The sequence below is a fragment of the Cohnella caldifontis genome, assembly GCF_029360585.1.
Lineage (GTDB): Bacteria > Bacillota > Bacilli > Paenibacillales > Paenibacillaceae > Cohnella > Cohnella caldifontis.
On sequence record NZ_JAQZSJ010000001.1, the window covers coordinates 137,417 to 155,149 of the forward strand.

Here is a 17,733-nt window from a genome sequence, read left to right on the forward strand (position 1 = left end):
CCGGATACAGACATGCCGGCCCCTGGGAGAGGGCCGGTATGCTTTAGGATAGATTGAAATATTGCTTGATGGACGCCGCGATGGCGGCCGCTACGCGATCTTGGAACGCAGCCGAGTACAACTGCTTCTCGTTCCCCGTATGGGTCAAATAGCCGACCTCCAGCAAAACCGCGGGCATCGTGGTCGCCCTCGTCACTTTGTAATTCGCCGTGCGCACCCCGTTATCCTTGAAGCCGGTCGCGGCTACGGCGTTTTTGTGCAGCAGCTTCGCGAAGGCGAGGCTGTCGGCGCGGGTGTAGTACGTTTCCGTACCGTTCGTCGACGCCGTGAAGCTGTTGCCGTGAACGGAGAGGAACAAGTCCGCCTTCAAGTTATTGGCGAGGTTCACCCGATCGTCCAGCGTGGGGTACGTGTCGGCATCCCTCGTTAGCACCAAATTGATTTTGGGCTCGTTCGACAAGATCGCCTGTACTTTCTTCACCACGGCCAGCGTAAAATCCTTCTCCCATTTGCCGGTGATGCTGCGGGCGCCCGGGTCGCTGCCTCCGTGTCCGGCGTCCAATACGACCGTATACCCCGATTTGGCGGGGGCGGGCGTCTCTGCCTCAGGCTTCTTCAACCGGATGAAAATATGGTTCGGCGAAGTCTTCGTGTCGACTTCGTAGCCCCATGGCTGATTGAGGTCCAAGACGATCCGCACGGTTTTCGGACTGTCCGTGAATAGGGAGTAGCGGATTTTGTCCAGCGCCTCGTGCCCCACGCCCGTGAGCTCCGGCACCGTGCCGGGAGCGGGCCGCCCTGCGTTGACGGTCATGAAGCCGGGCGTGATTCCGTTCGAGAATCCGGCGGCGAAATCGTCCGCGAAATCCGCGTTCGGAAGATCGATCACGATCCGGTCCGGTCCGGTGAGCACGTTCGTCACGGGAGCGATGGAGCCGTCGTATGTAACCGTGACCAGGTTCGGCTCGTACAGGAACTGATGGATGGGTGCCGTTGCCGCGTTCGGATCGGCCGTCCCGCTGCCGGGATTGCCCGGCGTGTCCGTCGTGCCCGATCCGTTCGCTCCGGCGGCGTTCCCTGTTCCGCCTGCCGCGTCGTCGCCTTCTCCCGGCTCGACGACGCCGATTAATCCGCCGTCCGAGGGATTCGAACCCGTTTGGGTTCCGCTTCCGGACGAAGCGCCTGAGCCGCTGCCGGTTGCCGGAGTCGATCCGGCATCCGATTGGCCGTTCCCGGCGTTCGCCCCGCTGCCGGATGTCGAACCGGTTGCGCTGCCGCTTCCCGAATCCGCGCCTTTATCGGTACCCGTTCCGCCGCCGGTACCGTTTCCGGCGTTATCTGCCGTTTGGCCGCCTGTCTGGCTGCCGTCCGCAGGCTTGGTCTCGGCGTCCGTGAACAGAAACGCCGACTTGGAACCGTTGTCCCACAAAATCTGGAGGCCGAACGTCTCTCCGACGAAACGGATCGGGATGAGCGTCGTTTCCGATTGCAGCACGGGCGGTTCGGTCATCTGGACCGTTTTGCCGTTCACCTTCGCTTTCGGATCGTTCAGCGTCATCAAGATCTCCGTCGAGCCTTCCTTCACCGACACCTGCTTCTTCTTGCCGTCCCATCCTACCTTGTAACCCAGATTTTCCGCCACCGTCCGGATCGGCACGAGGACCGATGCATGAACCAGAGCGGGCGGAACTTCGGAAGCGAGTTCCTTCCCGTTCAAGTACAGCTTCGGTTGTACCGGCGTCGGCGCGGTTTTCTGGGCTGCCGCGCTTGTCCATCCGACTCCCGCGAACAGCATGAGGGCAGTGACGAACAACAAGGAAATCCACTTCTTCATGCTTCACCTCGGTGCTGAAAATCGGTTGCGGGCCGTACCGGGGAGCGGCGGACTCCCCGGCTTGTCCACGTGATTTTAGACGCCTAGGAAGCGCAAAAGTTGCGAAAAAGCGGAAAAAAGGGCCTTTCGACCCGAATTTTGGCGATTCGGCGTCGGAAGGCCCTTCGGCGGTTGACGGAAGCGGATTAATACCCTGCGGCAGCCCGCTTGGCTTCGTAAGCGGCGATCGCGTCTTCGTGCTTGAGCGTCAGGCCGATGTCGTCCAAACCTTGGAGCAGGAACTGGCGGCGATGTTCGTCAAGGTCGAAGGAGATCGACAGGCCGAGTTTGTCGGTGACCGTTTTGTTTTCCAGGTCGACCGTCAGCTCGTAGCCTTCGTTCGCTTCGGTGCGGCGGAACAGATCGTCCACTTGCTCCTCGCTCAGCTTGATCGGCAGAATGCCGTTTTTGAAGCAGTTGTTATAGAAAATGTCGGCGAACGACGGCGCGATGACGCAGCGGAAGCCGTAGTCGAGAATGGCCCACGGCGCGTGCTCGCGGGAGGAGCCGCATCCGAAGTTGGCGCGGGAGATCAGCACGGACGCGCCTTGGTAGCGTTGCTGGTTCAGGCTGAACTCCGGGATTTCGTTCCCCTTCTCGTCCCAGCGCCATTCGTAGAACAGGAATTGGCCGAAGCCGCTCCGCTCGATGCGTTTCAGGAATTGTTTCGGGATGATGGCGTCGGTGTCCACGTTGACCCGGTCGACCGGCGCGACGAGACCCGTCAATTTCACAAATGGTTGCATGTTCGTGTCCTCCTTCGCTTTAAGCCGTTACTTCGGACTTGAATTCCCAATGGCGCACGTCGACGAACTTGCCCGCGATCGCGGCGGCTGCCGCCATCTCCGGCGAGACGAGGTGCGTGCGGCCTCCGCGGCCTTGGCGTCCTTCGAAGTTGCGGTTGGACGTCGAAGCGCAGCGCTGGCCCGGCTGAAGCACGTCGGGGTTCATCGCGAGGCACATGCTGCAGCCCGCGTCGCGCCATTCGAATCCGGCTTCGACGAAAATTTTGTCGAGCCCTTCCTTCTCGGCTTGCAGCTTCACGCGTCCGGAACCCGGCACGACGATGGCGGTGACGTTCGGGTTCACTTTGTAGCCCTTCGCGACGGACGCCGCCGCGCGCAGGTCTTCGATCCGGCCGTTCGTGCAGGAGCCGATGAAGACGTAGTCGATCGGGATTTCCGTCATCGGCGTGCCCGGCTTGAGGCCCATGTATTCCAGGGCGGCCGCGGCCGCTTTGCGCTCGTTCTCCGTCGGCAGCCGTTCCGGCACGGGAACGGAACCCGTGATGTCGGTGCCCATGCCCGGGCTCGTTCCCCAGGTCACTTGCGGCACGAGCGTATCGACGTCGAACTCGACGACTTTGTCGAATGCGGCGCCCTCATCGGTGCGCAGCGCTTTCCAGCGCTCGACGGCGCGGTCGAACTCGGCGCCTTGCGGCGCGTATTCGCGTCCGCGGAGATAGTTGAACGTCGTCTCGTCCGGAGCGATCATGCCGGCGCGCGCGCCCGCCTCGATCGACATGTTGCAGACGGTCATGCGCTCTTCCATCGAGAGGCTGCGGATCGCTTCGCCCGTATATTCGACGACGTAGCCTGTCGCGAAGTCGGTGCCGTATTTGGCGATCAGGCCGAGGATCAAGTCTTTCGCCGTGATGCCGGCCGGGCGTTTGCCGACGAAGCGCACTTCCATCGTCTTCGGCTTGGCTTGCTGCAGGCATTGGGTAGCCAGCACGTGCTCGACTTCGCTCGTGCCGATGCCGAAAGCCAGCGCGCCGAACGCGCCGTGCGTGGAGGTGTGGCTGTCGCCGCAGACGATCGTTTTGCCCGGATGGGTCAGGCCCAGCTCCGGTCCCATGACGTGCACGACGCCTTGGTCGATCGTGTTCAGGTCGTACAGCTTGACGCCGAATTCCAACGCGTTCTTGGTCAGCGTGTCGACCTGCTGCTTGGAGATCGGATCGGCGATGTTGAAGCGGTCTTTCGTCGGCACGTTGTGGTCCATCGTCGCGAACGTCAGGTCCGGACGGCGGACTTTGCGGCCGCTCAAACGCAGGCCTTCGAACGCCTGCGGCGAGGTCACCTCGTGGACCAGGTGCAAGTCGATGTACAAAATGCTCGGCTTGCCCTCTTCCGCGACGATGACGTGGTTGTTCCAAATTTTCTCGAACATGGTCTGTTTACTCATCGTTTTCACCCCGAATTTCGGTATTCTCGTCGATTGATAACATCATAGCATTCCTTCCTTCATTGTTCCAAGATATAATATCTATAAGGGTAATAGTTCCAGACTATGAACGGGATGTGGAAACGTGGAATTCCGCCAATTGATTTACGCCATCCAAATCGCCTCCGAACGCAACTTCTCCCGCGCGGCCGAGAAACTGCACATCGCCCAGCCCTCGCTCAGCCAGCAGTTGTCCAAGCTGGAGAAGGAGCTGGGCGTGCTGCTGTTCAAGCGCAGCACCAACTCCGTGGAGCTGACGCACGCGGGATCGGTATTCGTAAACAAAGCCCGGCATATCGTGGACATGACGGAGCAGCTCCGGCGCGAAATGGAAGACCTCGCCGATCTGCGCAAAGGCCGGGTCGTCGTCGGCAGCGTGCCCATGACGGGCGCCCACGTGCTGCCGGATGTCCTGCCCGCGTTCCGGGCGGCCTATCCGGAGATCGAAGTCGTGCTCATCGAGGAGACGAGCCGCAACCTGGAGGAGCTGACCGTCAGCGGCAACACGGACGTCTGCCTGCTCTCCCTCCCCCTGAACGAACCGGCGCTCACCTACCAGCCCGTCATTGAAGAAGAGATTTGCCTGGCGGTGCCGCCCGACCATCCGATCGCCTCGGCAAGCCGCGGCGGCCTTGTCCCCCTGGATTCGCTCCGGGACGAGCCGTTCATTTTATTGAAGAAAGGACAAGGCTTCCGCGCCATCGCGCATGACTTGTGCGGCAAGGCGGGTTTCGAGCCCCGCGTCGTGTTCGAGAGCGGAAACATCGAGACGGTGCAGGCGCTGGTCGCGGCGGGCATGGGCATCTCCTTCGTCCCCCGCATGATCGTCCGGGGCGATTGGAGCGGACGCGCGCCCGTCTATTTGTCTTTGGAAGGACGCCCCACGCGGACGCTGGTGCTGGCCTACCGCAAAGGCCGCTATTTGTCCAACGCGGCCGAAGCGTTCATCGAAACGTTCACCCGCACGATCCGGAATCTCCGCCGCGAGTAAGACAAGCCAGATATGACATTTGTCATCCCGAATCCATTACATTCATGAATATGGAAGTTCCTTCCGACACGTTATGATGGTTTTGCAAGGTTGATCCATAACGAACGGACGGGAGCGTGTTAGGTTTGAAAGCTGCCATTCAATTGGAGCGCGTAACGAAAACGTTTAAAGGAAAAAAAGCCGTCGACGACTTGTCGCTGACCGTAGAGGCCGGTACGGTGCTGGCGCTGCTCGGGCCCAACGGGGCCGGAAAAACGACCACGATTTCCATGATCCTGGGGCTTCAGCAGCCGAGTTCCGGAAAGGTAAAGCTGCTGGAAGACGATCCCCGCAGCCCCAAAGTCCGGGACCGGATCGGGGCGATGCTGCAAGAGATCAGCGTGATCGACAATCTGAAAGTCGGCGAGACGATCAACTTGTTCCGCAGCTATTTCTCCCGTCCCCTGCCGCTCGACCAGCTGCTGCTGATTTCCGGGTTGGAGAAAGAGAAGGACAAAATGGCGACGGCCCTCTCGGGCGGCCAGCAGCGCCGGCTCGGCTTCGCGATGGCGGCGGCCGGCGACCCGGACATTATTTTCCTCGACGAGCCGACCGTCGGCATGGACGTCACGAGCCGCCAGTTGTTCTGGGACACGATCCGGGCGATGGCTTCCCGGGGCAAAACGGTCGTGCTGACCACCCACTATCTCGAGGAAGCGGACCAACTCGCCGACCGGATCGTCGTCATCGACCGCGGCCGGGTCATCGCCGACGGCACGCCGAGCGAGATCAAGGCCGGCACTACGGGCCGGATCATCTCGTTCACGGCGGGAGCCGGCGTCACGGACATCGCGCTCAGGCGACTGCCGGGCGTCACGGACACCGAATGGAGCGGACGCCGGGTGAAGCTGTACAGCGGCGACACCGACCGGTTGATTTTCGCCCTGGTGGAAAACCGGATCGACATGCGCGACATCGAAATCCAAAGCGGCGGTTTGGAAGAAGCGTTCCAAGCGCTCGTCCAACCGGCCAAAGAAGCGTAAAAGGAGCGGGATGAAACGATGAATACGACTTTCTCGGCCACGTGGGCCCAATGCAAAGCGGAGCTGCTCCGCACGATCCGGAACCGGCGGTTCGTCTTCTTCTCGGTCATCATGCCGGTCGCTTTCTTCTTCATTTTCTCCAGCACGGTGGGCAGCGACGTGAAAATCGGCAGCGTGGACTTCACCTCCTATTATTTGATGTCAATGACCGTCTACGGCGTCATCGGCGCGAGCCTCACCTCGTTCGCCCAGCGCGTCTCCAAAGAGCGCGTACAGGGTTGGATCCGGCTGCTCCGCATCACCCCTCTTCCATCCTGGTCGTACGTCCTTTCGAAAATCGTTGCGCAGGGCGTGATCAACCTGGCGATCATCCTGGTCGTCTTCGTCGTCGGCGGGATCGGGAAACAGATCGATCTGCCGGTCTCCGTCTGGCTGGAAAGCGGGCTGTGGATTTGGATCGGCGGGTTCGCATTCATGGCGCTCGGCACGCTGATCGGCTCGATGCGCAATCCCGACGCGGTGCAGGTATTGGCTCTGATCGTCTACATGTCCCTCTCGATCCTGGGCGGCCTCTGGTTCCCGACCAGCACGATGTCCGGCGCGATGCAGACGATCGCCAAAATCACCCCGACGTACCGTCTCGGCCAAGGCGCCTGGAACCTGGTCGGCGGAGAAGCGATCGACTGGGCCGGGGTCGGCATTCTGGCGGCATATGCGGTCGTGTTTATGCTAATATCGGCTTATATCATGAAGAAACAGGAAGCGGTCTGAGATGAAATTGCCGCAGCTGCTGCGCAAGCGGCCCCGGGAGGGGCCGCCTTTGGCCTTTTCCCTCGTCTGGCTTTGCTATATGGTGTTTCCGATCAGCGCGCTGCTCGCGAAGCCTTGGGAGGAAGAAGTTCTCGGCTTCTCCATCGTTGCCGTTTTCACGGTTATCTATATGCTCAGCTACTTGCTGCAACGCGGGAAACTGCTGTTCGTGCTGGGCCAGATCGTCATTATCGGCTATTTCGCTTACCGCTATGACGTGAATTTCCTGTACTTGGGCTTTTACCCGTCGCCGCTGATCGGAATGCTTCCGAAGCTATGGCAGTCTTTGACCGGCGCGTCGGCCTTGGTGGCTTTATTCGTCTTCATCGGCTGGCATCATCATCTGCCGTCGCATCCCGACATGGCGATCCAGTTGCTGCCGGCGCTGCTCATCATGCTGTTCATGCCGGTCATGCTACGGATCGGCCGGCGTTCCAAAGAACTGCGGGATAAGCTGGTGCTCGCCAACGAAGAAATCGCGCGCCTTTCCAAGATCGAAGAGCGCCAAAGGATTTCCCGCGACCTGCACGACACCTTGGGGCATACGTTGTCCTTGATCACGCTGAAGAGCGAATTGGCCGAAAAGCTGGTCGTCAAGCAGCCGGACAGGGCCATCCAGGAAATCCGCGACATTCAGTTCACGTCGCGTTCCGCGCTCAAGCAGGTTCGGGAGCTGGTGACCGGCATGAACGCCGCGACCGTCCGGGACGAGCTCACGAGCGCCAAGCAGATATTGGCCGCGGCGGGCATCGTCCTGGAAACCGAATGCGCGCTCGGGGACGGAAACGCTCCTCCCCCGCTCGTCGACAACATTCTCGGCATGTGCTTGAAGGAAGCGGTCACCAACGTCGTGAAGCATAGCCGGGCCGGCGTATGCAGGATCGCTTGGGCGGAGGGGCCGGACCGCTACACCCTTACCGTGTCGGACAACGGAGTCGGATCGGCGTCGGTTTCGGCAGCGGAATCGCCCGGCAAGAACGGGCTGAACGGCATGCGGGAAAGGCTGAAGCTGGTGGACGGACGAATGGAATTCGGCCCGGCCGGCAGCCGTGGAACCCGCGTCGTGATTACGGTTCCGAAAATCGCGAGACAGCAAGAAACGGAGGGATCGCACGCATGAGGGTTATCGTGGCGGAAGACCAGGGCATGCTTCGGGGAGCGCTGAGCGCGCTGCTCGACCTGGAAGACGATATCGAGGTGGTCGGTCAGGCCGAGAACGGCGAGCAGGCGCTGGAAATGATCCGCAACCTGCGTCCCGACCTGTGCGTGATGGACATCGAAATGCCGAAGCTTTCCGGACTGGACGTAGCCGAACGGCTGAAAGCGGACGGCGACCCGTGCCGGGTCGTCATCTTGACGACGTTCTCCCGCTCCGGGTATTTCCAGCGGGCCATGCGGGCGGGCATTCGGGGATTCCTGCTCAAGGATTCTCCGTTCGACGAGCTGTCCGCTTCGCTGCGCCGGGTGTTCGAAGGCGGCCGGGCTGTCAGTCCGGAGTTGGCGATTACGCTTTACGAAGCGGAGAACCCCCTCACCGAACGGGAACGCGAAGTGCTGAAGCTGGCCCGGGACGGACTGCCGGCCGGCGACATCGCCGCGAGGCTCTACCTGTCCGCCGGGACGGTGCGGAATTATTTGTCCGAAGCGATCCAGAAGCTGGAGGCGAAAAACCGCATCGAGGCGATCGCCGTCGCGGAGCGGAACGGCTGGCTGGATTAAGCGGAAGGCTGACTCGCGTTGCACGAACATAGCGCCCCGGCTCGTCGATTGCGGCGGCCGGGGCGCTTTGCGTTTACTGGTATAGATGCGGCCTGCGGTCTTCGAACACCGGAATGCGCCCGCGGACTTCTTCGGCCAGCCGCGGATCGATTTCGGCGGTAAGGATCGTCTCCTCTTCGCCCGCCTCCGCGATCACTTCGCCCCAGGGATCGATCACCATCGAGTGCCCGAAAAAGTTCGATTTTCCGCTCACTCCGACCGTATTGCAGGCCACGACGAACATTTGGTTTTCGATCGCTCTCGCCTGGAGCAGCGTTCTCCAATGGTGCAGCCGCGGGTGCGGCCACTCCGCCGGCACGAAGAGCAGCTTCGCGCCGTCCAAGGCGAGCTTGCGGGCCAGCTCGGGAAAACGGATATCGTAGCAGATCATCGCCCCGGCCGGCACGCCTTCGAGCTCGAAGCGGCACAGCCGGTCGCCCGCCTGCAGGTGCAAATGCTCGTCCATCAAACGGAACAAGTGGATTTTCGAATAATCCGCCAGCTCCCGGCCGTCCCTGCCGTACATGCGGATCGTATTATATACGCCGCCGTCCCGTTTCTCCGCGATCGATCCCGCCAGCACGTTCACGCCGTGGGCACGGCAGAAGTCCGAGAAAAACGCCTTCGTCCGCTCCCCGTCCGGATCGGCCAACTCGCCGATTCGGTCCAGGGCGTAGCCCGCGTTCCACATTTCGGGCAGCACGATCAAATCCGGCTTCGGCTGACGGACGACCGCGTCCTTCAGCCGCGCTTCCATGCGGGCGAAATTGACCTCGGGATTCCCGGCCTCTATGTTCATCTGAATCAACGAAATACGCAACGTTCCGCTCATGTTCGTTCCTCCGGTTCGCGACGAAAATGAATTGTTCCCATCGTACTCCATCCGGGACCGTTCGGCAATACGCCCGCCGCCTCCCGATCCGTTGCCGAACCCCTGCGGTTGTGCTAAAGTCAAACCTATCAGAAGTGAGACGGAGCGTGACGGGTACCCATGTCTTTCATTCAACCGGCAGACCGACTGCGGACGCTGCCCGAGCAATTTTTCGCTTCCCTGGTCGCCAAAGCGAACGCCCGCGCCGCCATGGGGCGCGACGTCATCAACTTGGGGCAAGGCAATCCCGATCTGCCGACGCCTCCCCATATCGTGGAGACGCTGCAGAAAGCAGCGGTCAACCCGCAATACCACCGCTATCCGCCGTTCCGCGGTTTTCCGTTCTTGAAGGAGGCCGTAGCCATGCGCTACAAGGAAGATTACGGCGTCGAGCTCGACCCTGCCCGCGAAGTCGCCATCCTGTTCGGCGGCAAAACCGGCCTCGTGGAAATCAGCCAATGCCTGCTGAACCCGGGCGACGTCTGCCTCGTGCCGGATCCCGGTTATCCGGACTACTGGTCGGGGGTCGCGCTGGCCGAAGCGGAGATGGCTTTCATGCCGCTGTTGGAGAACCGCGCTTTCCTTCCCGATTACGGCGCGATCGATCCCGGTCTCCTAAGCCGGGCCAAGCTGATGTTCCTTAACTATCCGAACAACCCGACCGGAGCGGCCGCGACGCCGGCGTTCTATGAAGAAACCGTGGCGTTCGCCCGGAAACACGGCATCGCCGTGGCCAGCGACTTCGCGTACGGGGCGATCGGGTTCGACGGCAAACGCCCGGTGAGCTTCTTGGAGACGCCCGGCGCCAAAGAAGTCGGCGTCGAATTCTACACGCTGTCCAAGAGCTACAACATGGCCGGCTGGCGCGTCGGGTTCGCGCTCGGCAACGCCGAAATCGTCGAAATGCTCAACCTCATCCAAGATCATTATTACTGCAGCTTGTTCGGCGGCATTCAGGAAGCGGCCGCCGCGGCGCTGACGGGAACCCAGCAGCCGGTGCGGGAACTCGTCGCGGCGTACGAGAAGCGCCGCGATGCTCTGTTCGCCGCGCTCGACCGGATCGGCTGGACGTCCGCTAAGCCGGCAGGCTCCTTCTTCTGCTGGCTGCCCGTTCCGAAAGGCTATACGTCCGTCGCGTTCGCGGACAAGCTGCTGGAGGAAGCCGACGTCGTCGTCGCGCCGGGCAGCGGGTTCGGAACGAGCGGCGATGGCTACGTTCGGCTCGGCCTGCTCGCGCCTGAAGCGCGGTTGGAAGAAGCGGCGGAACGCATCGGACGGCTCGGCCTTTTTTAAGCGAAGCGGCGCCGAACTTACGGCCCCTGGATTTCTTTACAAGGCCGGCGGGGCGTGGTATTCTGATAAAAACGCGTTGACGGGAACCAAACAGCGGAATCGGACATGTTCAGAGAGTAAATTTCGTGGGCTGTGAAAATTTACCGTGATCCCCGCCTCCCCCATCCCCGAGCGGCCGGCGACAAGCCGGACAGTGCCTGCTGTTATCAGGACCTGAAGAGGACGGCCGCATGGCGCTTTATGCCCGCCGTCAACAAAGGTGGTACCGCGGAAGCCAAGCTTCCGTCCTTTGCGGACGGGAGCTTTTTTTGCGTTTTGCGCTCCGTTTGCCTCATCCCTATCGGAATTACGACATCGAATTGAAGGACGGAAAGGAAGTAAGGAACGATGGGCCAACGAATCGTGGTGAAAATCGGAAGCAGTTCGCTGACGGCCGAGGAAGGCGGGTTGAACCGGGGCAAAGTGGATTTCATGGCGGATGAGCTGGCGTCCCTGTACGCCGCGGGCCATGAAGTGCTGCTCGTCACGTCGGGCGCCGTCGCCGCCGGATTCCGGCAGATCGGCTACGCGTCCCGGCCGAAGCTGGTGCACGAGAAGCAAGCCGCCGCGGCCGTCGGACAGGCGCTGCTCATGCAAGCCTACCAGGAGGCGTTCGTCCGGCACGGAATCCCGGTCGCGCAGCTCCTGCTCACCCGGCCGGATTTCGGGCACCGCGACCGCGCCCAGAACGCCCAGCGGACCGTGGAAGAGCTGCTGAAGCAGCGCGTCCTCCCGATTTTCAACGAGAATGACACGGTCGCGGTGGATGAGCTCAAATTCGGGGAGAACGACACGCTCTCGGCGCTGGTCGCCAACTTGGTCAAGGCCGACGGGCTCTACATCCTGACCGACATGGACGGCTTATACACCGCGGATCCGCGGAAGTCCCCCGGCGCTTCGAAAATCGGCCGCGTCGACGTCATTTCCGAAGACCTGTACCGGATCGCGAGCGGAGCGGGATCGTCGGTCGGCACAGGAGGCATGCGTTCCAAAATCGAAGCGGCCCGAATCGCCATGCAGGGCGGCATCCCGACCTTCGTGGGCCGGGTGGCCGAACCGGGCGATCTTAGGCAGGCGGTCGCGGGAGACGGCAAAGGCACTTATTTCATGACCTCCCTCCACTCCTTATCCGCCAAGAAACACTGGATCGGTTTCCTGTCCGTTCCGCAGGGCAAAATCCGCGTCGACGCGGGCGCCGAGCAAGCGTTGATTCGCGGAGGCAAAAGTCTGCTGCCCGCCGGCGTCATCGCGGCGGAAGGCGACTTCCATCCGGGAGACGTCGTGGAAGTCGCCGGTCCGGACGGCCGGACGCTCGGGCGCGGGGTGTCCAACTACGCCGCCTGGCAAATCACGGCCGTGGCCGGGATGGGCAGCGAGGAAGCGGCGAAACGGGTCGAAGCCGCCCGGGCCGAAGTCATTCACCGCGACGAATGGGTCGCGACCCCGATTATGAAGGAGGCAGGTTCCCATGAGTGAAGTCAAAGAAAAAGCGAGAGCCGCCAAGGAGACCGCGGCGATTCTCGCCGGACTCGCGACGGAGCAGAAAAACGAAGCTTTGCGCCGGATGGCCGAAGCGCTCGTGACGCGCGCGCCGGAAATATTGGCCGCCAACGAGGACGATTTGAAACGCGGCCGCGAGCAAGGTACCTCCTCCTCCCTGCTGGACCGTCTCAAGCTCACGGAGGAGCGGATCGCCGGCATCGCCGAAGGCGTGCGGCAAATCATCGAGCTGCCCGACCCGGTCGGGGACCTGCTGGAATCGTTCAGCCGCCCGAACGGCATGTTGGTAAAAAAATTCCGCGTGCCGCTCGGCGTCGTCGGCATGATCTACGAAGCGCGCCCTAACGTGACGGTCGACGCCGCCGCCCTATGCCTCAAGACGGGCAATGCGGTCGTGCTGCGCGGGGGCTCCTCCGCCCTCTCCTCCAACCGCGCGATCGTAGGGGTGCTTCGGGACGCGCTCTCCGCGACGGTCCTTCCTTCGGAGGCGCTGCAGCTGATCGAGGACCCGAACCGGAGCTCCGTCGACGAAATGCTGAAATTGAACGGCCTGCTGGACGTCGTCATTCCCCGCGGAGGAGCGTCGCTGATCCGCAACGTCGTGGAGAACGCCACCGTGCCGGTCATCGAGACCGGAGCCGGCGTCTGCCACACGTACGTGGACGACACGGCCGTGCCGGAAATGGCCGAAGCGATCGCGATCAACGCCAAAGTCCAACGTCCCTCCGTCTGCAACTCGATGGAGACGCTGCTGGTGCACGAAGCGTTCGCCGAGCGGCATCTCCCCGCTCTTGCCGCCAAATTCAGGGAAGCCGGCGTCGAGCTCCGGGGCTGCGAACGCACCCGTTCGCTCGTTCCGGACGTCGTTCCCGCCACCGAGCAGGATTACGCGACGGAATACAACGACTATATCCTGAACGTTAAAATCGTGAATGGCCTGGACGAGGCGCTGGCCCACATTCGCCGTTTCGGCACGATGCATTCGGAGTGCATCGTCACCGAAACGCAGGCGAACGCCGACCGTTTCCTGCAGGAAGTGGACGCCGCCGCCGTTTACCATAACGTGTCCACCCGCTTCACCGACGGCTTCGAATTCGGCTTCGGCGCCGAAATCGGCATCAGCACGCAAAAGCTGCACGTCCGGGGCCCGATGGGGCTTCCGGCGCTGACTTCCACCAAGTACCAGGTGACCGGCAACGGCCAAATCCGCAAATAAGGAGTATCTGAACCCATGAGCGCAACCGCATCCTCCCCGCTGGGGAACGCCCGCATTTGTTTTTACGGCGCCGGATCGATGGCCGAAGCGATTTTCCGCGGCCTGATCGAAGCGAAGCTCGCGGACCCGACGCAAATCACCGTCACGAACCGCCAGAACGCGTTGCGGCTGGCCGAATTGCAGCAGCGCTACGGGGTGATTCCCGCCGTCACGGAAGCGGCCAAGCAGGACGCGCTCGCCGGCGCCGACGTGATCGTGCTGGGCATGAAGCCCAAGGACTCGGCAGCGGCGCTGCGCGCGCTCGCTCCCCTGCTTCGGCCGGAGCAGCTGATCGTCTCGGCGATCGCCGGCCTGACCATCGGCACGATCGGGATGATCCTCGGCGAAGGCCGGGCGATCGCCCGCACGATGCCGAACACGTCCAGCACGATCGGTCTCGGGGCGACCGGCATCAGCTTCTCGCCCGCGGCGACGGCAACGCAGCGTGAACTGGCGCTGGCCATGTTCCGTGCCGTCGGGATCGCCTCCGTGGTGGAAGAACCGCTGCTCGAAGCGGTCAACGGCGTCTCCGGAAGCGGCCCCGCCTACGTGTATTATTTGATGGAAGCGATGATCTCGGCAGGCATGGAGCTCGGCCTCGGCGAGGAAGCGGCCCGGGACTTGACCGTGCAGACGGTTCGCGGCGCCGCCGAGATGGTCCGGCTTACCGGCGAAAATCCGGCCGAGCTGCGCCGGAAGGTCACCTCCCCCGGCGGTACGACCCAAGCCGCGATCGAGACGCTGGAGGGCTACCGTTTCCAGGAAGGGATGAACGCCGCCATTCGCCGCTGCGCCGAAAGGGCGCGGGAAATGGGCGAAACGATCCGTTCCGAAGCGGCGGCCTCCTCTTCCCCAAGCGGCGAATAGCAAGGAAAGGACGGAGAATCCATGAACGGAGCTTACAGTACCGCGACTTACCGTCTTTACGACGACAAAGCGGACTTCGATAAAAAAGCGAGAGGCATCGCGGAAGGTTTGACGGTCGGAAGCTGGACCGAGCTCCCCGAAGTGGCCAAGCAGCGGATGGAAAAATATTTGGGCCGGGTCGTCTCCGTTGCGGTTCACGATCCGAAAGACGCGGCGTCCGGCGGGCGATACGCGGATATCAAGATCGCGTATCCCGACCTCAACTTCAGCCGCGACCTGCCTGCCCTGCTCGTCACGACGTTCGGCAAACTGTCGATGGACGGCCGCATCAAGCTGCTGGACCTGCAGCCGTCGGCGGATTTCCTGTCCGCGTTTCCGGGACCGAAGTTCGGCATCCAGGGCGTCCGCGAACGCCTTGGCGTCCATGACCGGCCGCTCGTGATGAGCATTTTCAAATCCGTCATCGGCTACGACCTGGCGGGCCTGCGGGAGCAGTTCCTGCAGCAGGCGCTGGGCGGCGTCGATCTGATCAAGGACGACGAAATCCTGTTCGAGAACCCGCTGACCCCGCTCGAGAAACGCGTGCCCGCTTGTATCGAAGCGGCCCGCGAAGCCGAGCAGCAAACCGGGCAGAAGCTGATTTATTTCACCAACCTGACCGGCCCAACGTTCAAGCTGCGGGAGAACGCGTTAAGGGCGATCGAAGCCGGCGCGAACGGACTGCTGTTCAACGTGCTGGCGTACGGTTTCGACGCGCTGGCCGCGCTCGCTTCCGATCCGGATATCGCCGTGCCGATCGCCGCCCATCCGGCCATGGCGGGAGCGTTCTACCCTTCCCCGTACCATGGGATCGCCGCGCCCCTGCTGCTCGGCAAGCTGATCCGGATCGCCGGGGCCGACCTGTCCCTCTTCCCCTCTCCCTACGGCTCCGTCGTCATGCCGAAGGAGGAGAACTTCGCGGTGCGGGACGCCCTGCTCGGCGGAGAGCTTCCGCAGCGGACGGTATTCCCGGTCCCATCGGCCGGCATCCATCCGGGGCTTGTGCCGCTCATCCTCCGCGATTTCGGTCCGGAAGTCGTGGTGAACGCGGGCGGCGGGGTACACGGCCATCCCGGCGGCGCTGCCGCGGGCGGGCGGGCTTTCCGGCAAGCGGTCGACGCCGTCCTGAGCGGACAAACTTTGGAAGCTTATGCGGCGCAGCATCCCGAGCTGAAAGCCGCCATCGACCGCTGGGGGGTACGCAGCGCATGAGCGAAACGGCAGCGACCGCGCAAACGGCTTTCCCCCGGCAGCCCGTTTTGTTCTGCGATTTCGACGGTACGATTACGCTGAGCGACAATATCGTGGCGATCATGAAAAAGTTCCGGCCTCCGGGCGTCGAGAAGATCATCGACGACATCGTGCACGAGCGCGTCTCGATCCGCGAAGGCGTCGGCGCCATGTTCGCGCTGCTGCCCTCCTCCCTGAAGGAGGAAATCCGCGGCTTCGTGTTGGAGACGGCGGGCATCCGCCCCGGCTTCGGGGAACTGCTCGAATGGTGCGAATCGAACGGCGTCCCCTTTTACGTCACGAGCGGCGGCATCGACTTCTTCGTCTATCCGCTGCTGGAGCCGTTCGGCATTCCGGCCGACCATATTTACTGCAACGGCAGCGATTTCAGCGGCGAGCGCATCCGGATCACCTGGCCGCACGCCTGCGACGAGGAATGCGGCAACGACTGCGGCATGTGCAAAACGACGGTGATCCGCCGCTTCCCCAGGGACGAGTACTACCGGATCCTGATCGGGGACAGCATCACCGATTTCGCCGGCGCCAAGCTGGTCGATCTCGTCTTCTCCCGGTCGCATCTCACGGAAAAATGCAAGGAGCTCGGCCTCCCGCACATTCCGTTCGAAACGTTCCACGACATCGTAAGGGATCTAGAGATCAGGGCCCCAAAGAAGTAATCGGAAAACGCTGCGTAGGCGATCTTCACTTTTGTGGGATAAAAAAGGGGGAAAGTCCTCATGAGCTTCTTGGAAATCACGACGGAAGAGAAACAACGCGTGATCGGCGAGCTGTCGGCCGTCAAGGCCGATTTCGCTTCCCGCGGCTGGTTCGCCGGCACCGGCGGCAACCTCTCGATGCGGATCGGCGGGTTCTCGCCGGAGTCGTTCCACTTCGCCGTCACGGCCAGCGGCAAAGACAAAACGAAAACGACGCCGGAAGACTTCCTGTTCGTCGACCAAAGCGGCAAGCCTTGCGAAGCGACCCGCCTGAAGCCTTCCGCGGAAACGACGATCCACTGCGAAATCTACCGGCTCACCGGCTGCGGCGCCATTTTCCACATCCACTCCGTGTTCAACAACCTCGTGTCCGAGCTGTTCTGGGAACGGCGCGCCGTGCCGATCGACGGCGTCGAACTGATCAAGGCGCTGAACGTCTGGGAAGAAGACGCGCATATCGACATTCCGATCGTCTCCAACTTCGCCGACGTGCCCCGCATCGTGCCGGAGGTGACGCAGCGGCTCGATCCCCGCATTCCCGGCATCCTGCTGCGCAAGCACGGCATTTACGCTTGGGGTGAAGACGCGTTTGCGGCCAAACGGCATCTGGAAGCGTTCGAATACCTCTTCGAGTACGCATACCGCTGGGAGCTGCTGCAAGCCGCCAGACGCTGAGACCGAAAAAAGCTGCCCGACCGGACCGATCGGCCCGCGGGCAGCTTTCCTTTACGACCCCGGTTTAATACGCTTCCGCTCTGCGGACCCTGCTGAAGCCCAAATACCGCGTCCCTTGGAACGAGAGCCGGCCATGGTCTCCTTCGGCCAGCATGCCGAATTCGGCTCCGTCCACCCGGAACTCCATCCGGTCCCCGCTCTCTACCTCGAACGTCACGAAATATTGCGTGCTGGAGTTCACGGAGTGGTGGAAAGAATCGTTGCCGTCATGATGATGATGGTGGGACACGTGCGTGCGCTTGCTGACGACCCGGGCTTCCACGCTCAGGACGGGCGACGCGTTGTTGAAGCTCCATTGCGCGACTCCCCGGATCGCGCCGAACGCGATGATCCCGATGACGACGACGAAAAACAAGGTCATGAAACCGCCCATCGCGCCGAATCCGCCTCCGAACGCTCCGAATCCGGGTTCCATTCCGTCCATCGGCTCTCCCTCCCCCGTTCGCCGGCCATGCCAACCGTTTCTTACTGATACATACGACGCGACTGTCCGAATGTTACGCGAAAC

17 protein-coding genes are annotated in these 17,733 nt (G+C 62.2%); 12 read left to right on the top strand and 5 right to left on the bottom strand.

Features of this window, described 5'->3' with window-relative positions:
• Positions 1 to 43 precede the first annotated feature (43 nt).
• The 3 genes from PTZ19_RS00650 to leuC all read right to left on the bottom strand — a co-directional run bounded on the left by PTZ19_RS00650 (position 44) and on the right by leuC (position 4,060).
• Positions 44 to 1,834, bottom strand: a complete 1,791-nt coding sequence (locus tag PTZ19_RS00650; protein WP_276351516.1) for an N-acetylmuramoyl-L-alanine amidase family protein — start codon at positions 1,832 to 1,834, stop codon at positions 44 to 46.
• Between the two features lie 185 nt (positions 1,835 to 2,019).
• Complete coding sequence (gene leuD / locus PTZ19_RS00655; RefSeq protein ID WP_276351518.1) at positions 2,020 to 2,619, bottom strand: 3-isopropylmalate dehydratase small subunit; 600 nt, start codon at positions 2,617 to 2,619, stop codon at positions 2,020 to 2,022.
• Positions 2,620 to 2,638: 19 nt separating this feature from the next.
• Positions 2,639 to 4,060, bottom strand: a complete 1,422-nt coding sequence (leuC, locus tag PTZ19_RS00660) for a 3-isopropylmalate dehydratase large subunit (protein WP_276351519.1) — start codon at positions 4,058 to 4,060, stop codon at positions 2,639 to 2,641.
• Between the two features lie 124 nt (positions 4,061 to 4,184).
• Between leuC and PTZ19_RS00665 the strand changes: the two genes are divergently transcribed.
• The 5 genes from PTZ19_RS00665 to PTZ19_RS00685 all read left to right on the top strand — a co-directional run bounded on the left by PTZ19_RS00665 (position 4,185) and on the right by PTZ19_RS00685 (position 8,641).
• Entirely contained in the window at positions 4,185 to 5,090 is a 906-nt protein-coding gene (locus PTZ19_RS00665) for a LysR family transcriptional regulator (RefSeq protein WP_276351520.1), read from the top strand.
• A 125-nt stretch (positions 5,091 to 5,215) separates the two neighbouring features.
• Positions 5,216 to 6,112: an ABC transporter ATP-binding protein gene (locus tag PTZ19_RS00670; protein WP_276351521.1), complete on the top strand. Its 897-nt coding sequence runs from the start codon at positions 5,216 to 5,218 to the stop codon at positions 6,110 to 6,112.
• Between the two features lie 18 nt (positions 6,113 to 6,130).
• Positions 6,131 to 6,883 carry an ABC transporter permease gene (locus PTZ19_RS00675; RefSeq protein ID WP_276351522.1) on the top strand — a complete coding sequence of 251 codons (753 nt, stop codon included), beginning with the start codon at positions 6,131 to 6,133 and terminating at the stop codon, positions 6,881 to 6,883.
• 1 nt (position 6,884) lies between these two features.
• Positions 6,885 to 8,042: a sensor histidine kinase gene (locus PTZ19_RS00680; protein WP_276351523.1), complete on the top strand. Its 1,158-nt coding sequence runs from the start codon at positions 6,885 to 6,887 to the stop codon at positions 8,040 to 8,042.
• Positions 8,039 to 8,641 carry a response regulator transcription factor gene (locus tag PTZ19_RS00685; RefSeq protein WP_276351524.1) on the top strand — a complete coding sequence of 201 codons (603 nt, stop codon included), beginning with the start codon at positions 8,039 to 8,041 and terminating at the stop codon, positions 8,639 to 8,641. The genes PTZ19_RS00680 and PTZ19_RS00685 overlap by 4 nt, the downstream gene beginning before the upstream one ends.
• Positions 8,642 to 8,714: 73 nt before the next feature.
• Here PTZ19_RS00685 and PTZ19_RS00690 read toward each other — a convergent pair whose 3' ends face one another.
• Positions 8,715 to 9,512: a carbon-nitrogen family hydrolase gene (locus PTZ19_RS00690; protein ID WP_276351525.1), complete on the bottom strand. Its 798-nt coding sequence runs from the start codon at positions 9,510 to 9,512 to the stop codon at positions 8,715 to 8,717.
• A 159-nt stretch (positions 9,513 to 9,671) separates the two neighbouring features.
• On the opposite strand from PTZ19_RS00690, the gene PTZ19_RS00695 reads away from it, so the two are divergent.
• The 7 genes from PTZ19_RS00695 to mtnB all read left to right on the top strand — a co-directional run bounded on the left by PTZ19_RS00695 (position 9,672) and on the right by mtnB (position 17,165).
• Positions 9,672 to 10,844 carry a pyridoxal phosphate-dependent aminotransferase gene (locus PTZ19_RS00695; protein WP_276351526.1) on the top strand — a complete coding sequence of 391 codons (1,173 nt, stop codon included), beginning with the start codon at positions 9,672 to 9,674 and terminating at the stop codon, positions 10,842 to 10,844.
• Between the two features lie 387 nt (positions 10,845 to 11,231).
• Complete coding sequence (gene proB, locus PTZ19_RS00700) at positions 11,232 to 12,359, top strand: glutamate 5-kinase (protein ID WP_276351527.1); 1,128 nt, start codon at positions 11,232 to 11,234, stop codon at positions 12,357 to 12,359.
• On the top strand, positions 12,352 to 13,599 hold the full coding sequence (locus PTZ19_RS00705; RefSeq protein ID WP_276351528.1) for a glutamate-5-semialdehyde dehydrogenase: 1,248 nt from the start codon (positions 12,352 to 12,354) through the stop codon (positions 13,597 to 13,599). Before proB ends, PTZ19_RS00705 begins: the two co-directional genes overlap by 8 nt.
• Before the next feature lie 15 nt (positions 13,600 to 13,614).
• A complete protein-coding gene (gene proC / locus PTZ19_RS00710; RefSeq protein ID WP_276351529.1) occupies positions 13,615 to 14,505 on the top strand; it encodes a pyrroline-5-carboxylate reductase in 891 nt (296 codons plus the stop codon).
• Between the two features lie 21 nt (positions 14,506 to 14,526).
• On the top strand, positions 14,527 to 15,756 hold the full coding sequence (locus PTZ19_RS00715; protein WP_276351530.1) for a 2,3-diketo-5-methylthiopentyl-1-phosphate enolase: 1,230 nt from the start codon (positions 14,527 to 14,529) through the stop codon (positions 15,754 to 15,756).
• On the top strand, positions 15,753 to 16,451 hold the full coding sequence (locus PTZ19_RS00720) for a 2-hydroxy-3-keto-5-methylthiopentenyl-1-phosphate phosphatase (RefSeq protein ID WP_276351531.1): 699 nt from the start codon (positions 15,753 to 15,755) through the stop codon (positions 16,449 to 16,451). The genes PTZ19_RS00715 and PTZ19_RS00720 overlap by 4 nt, the downstream gene beginning before the upstream one ends.
• A gap of 60 nt (positions 16,452 to 16,511) precedes the next feature.
• Positions 16,512 to 17,165, top strand: a complete 654-nt coding sequence (gene mtnB / locus PTZ19_RS00725) for a methylthioribulose 1-phosphate dehydratase (RefSeq protein WP_276351532.1) — start codon at positions 16,512 to 16,514, stop codon at positions 17,163 to 17,165.
• A gap of 64 nt (positions 17,166 to 17,229) precedes the next feature.
• Here mtnB and PTZ19_RS00730 read toward each other — a convergent pair whose 3' ends face one another.
• Positions 17,230 to 17,640: a DUF2500 domain-containing protein gene (locus PTZ19_RS00730; RefSeq protein ID WP_276352274.1), complete on the bottom strand. Its 411-nt coding sequence runs from the start codon at positions 17,638 to 17,640 to the stop codon at positions 17,230 to 17,232.
• Positions 17,641 to 17,733: the final 93 nt, after the last annotated feature.

Bases quoted from the DNA above. Each gene is read 5' to 3' on its own strand.
- PTZ19_RS00715 (WP_276351530.1), top strand. From the start codon at position 14,527: ATGAACGGAGCTTACAGTACCGCGACTTACCGTCTTTACGACGACAAA.
- leuC (WP_276351519.1), bottom strand. From the start codon at position 4,060: ATGAGTAAACAGACCATGTTCGAGAAAATTTGGAACAACCACGTCATC.
- PTZ19_RS00720 (WP_276351531.1), top strand. From the start codon at position 15,753: ATGAGCGAAACGGCAGCGACCGCGCAAACGGCTTTCCCCCGGCAGCCC.
- PTZ19_RS00690 (WP_276351525.1), bottom strand. From the start codon at position 9,512: ATGAGCGGAACGTTGCGTATTTCGTTGATTCAGATGAACATAGAGGCC.
- proB (WP_276351527.1), top strand. From the start codon at position 11,232: ATGGGCCAACGAATCGTGGTGAAAATCGGAAGCAGTTCGCTGACGGCC.
- PTZ19_RS00705 (WP_276351528.1), top strand. From the start codon at position 12,352: ATGAGTGAAGTCAAAGAAAAAGCGAGAGCCGCCAAGGAGACCGCGGCG.
- PTZ19_RS00650 (WP_276351516.1), bottom strand. From the start codon at position 1,834: ATGAAGAAGTGGATTTCCTTGTTGTTCGTCACTGCCCTCATGCTGTTC.
- mtnB (WP_276351532.1), top strand. From the start codon at position 16,512: ATGAGCTTCTTGGAAATCACGACGGAAGAGAAACAACGCGTGATCGGC.
- leuD (WP_276351518.1), bottom strand. From the start codon at position 2,619: ATGCAACCATTTGTGAAATTGACGGGTCTCGTCGCGCCGGTCGACCGG.
- PTZ19_RS00685 (WP_276351524.1), top strand. From the start codon at position 8,039: ATGAGGGTTATCGTGGCGGAAGACCAGGGCATGCTTCGGGGAGCGCTG.
- PTZ19_RS00730 (WP_276352274.1), bottom strand. From the start codon at position 17,640: ATGGAACCCGGATTCGGAGCGTTCGGAGGCGGATTCGGCGCGATGGGC.
- proC (WP_276351529.1), top strand. From the start codon at position 13,615: ATGAGCGCAACCGCATCCTCCCCGCTGGGGAACGCCCGCATTTGTTTT.
- PTZ19_RS00680 (WP_276351523.1), top strand. From the start codon at position 6,885: ATGAAATTGCCGCAGCTGCTGCGCAAGCGGCCCCGGGAGGGGCCGCCT.
- PTZ19_RS00695 (WP_276351526.1), top strand. From the start codon at position 9,672: ATGTCTTTCATTCAACCGGCAGACCGACTGCGGACGCTGCCCGAGCAA.
- PTZ19_RS00675 (WP_276351522.1), top strand. From the start codon at position 6,131: ATGAATACGACTTTCTCGGCCACGTGGGCCCAATGCAAAGCGGAGCTG.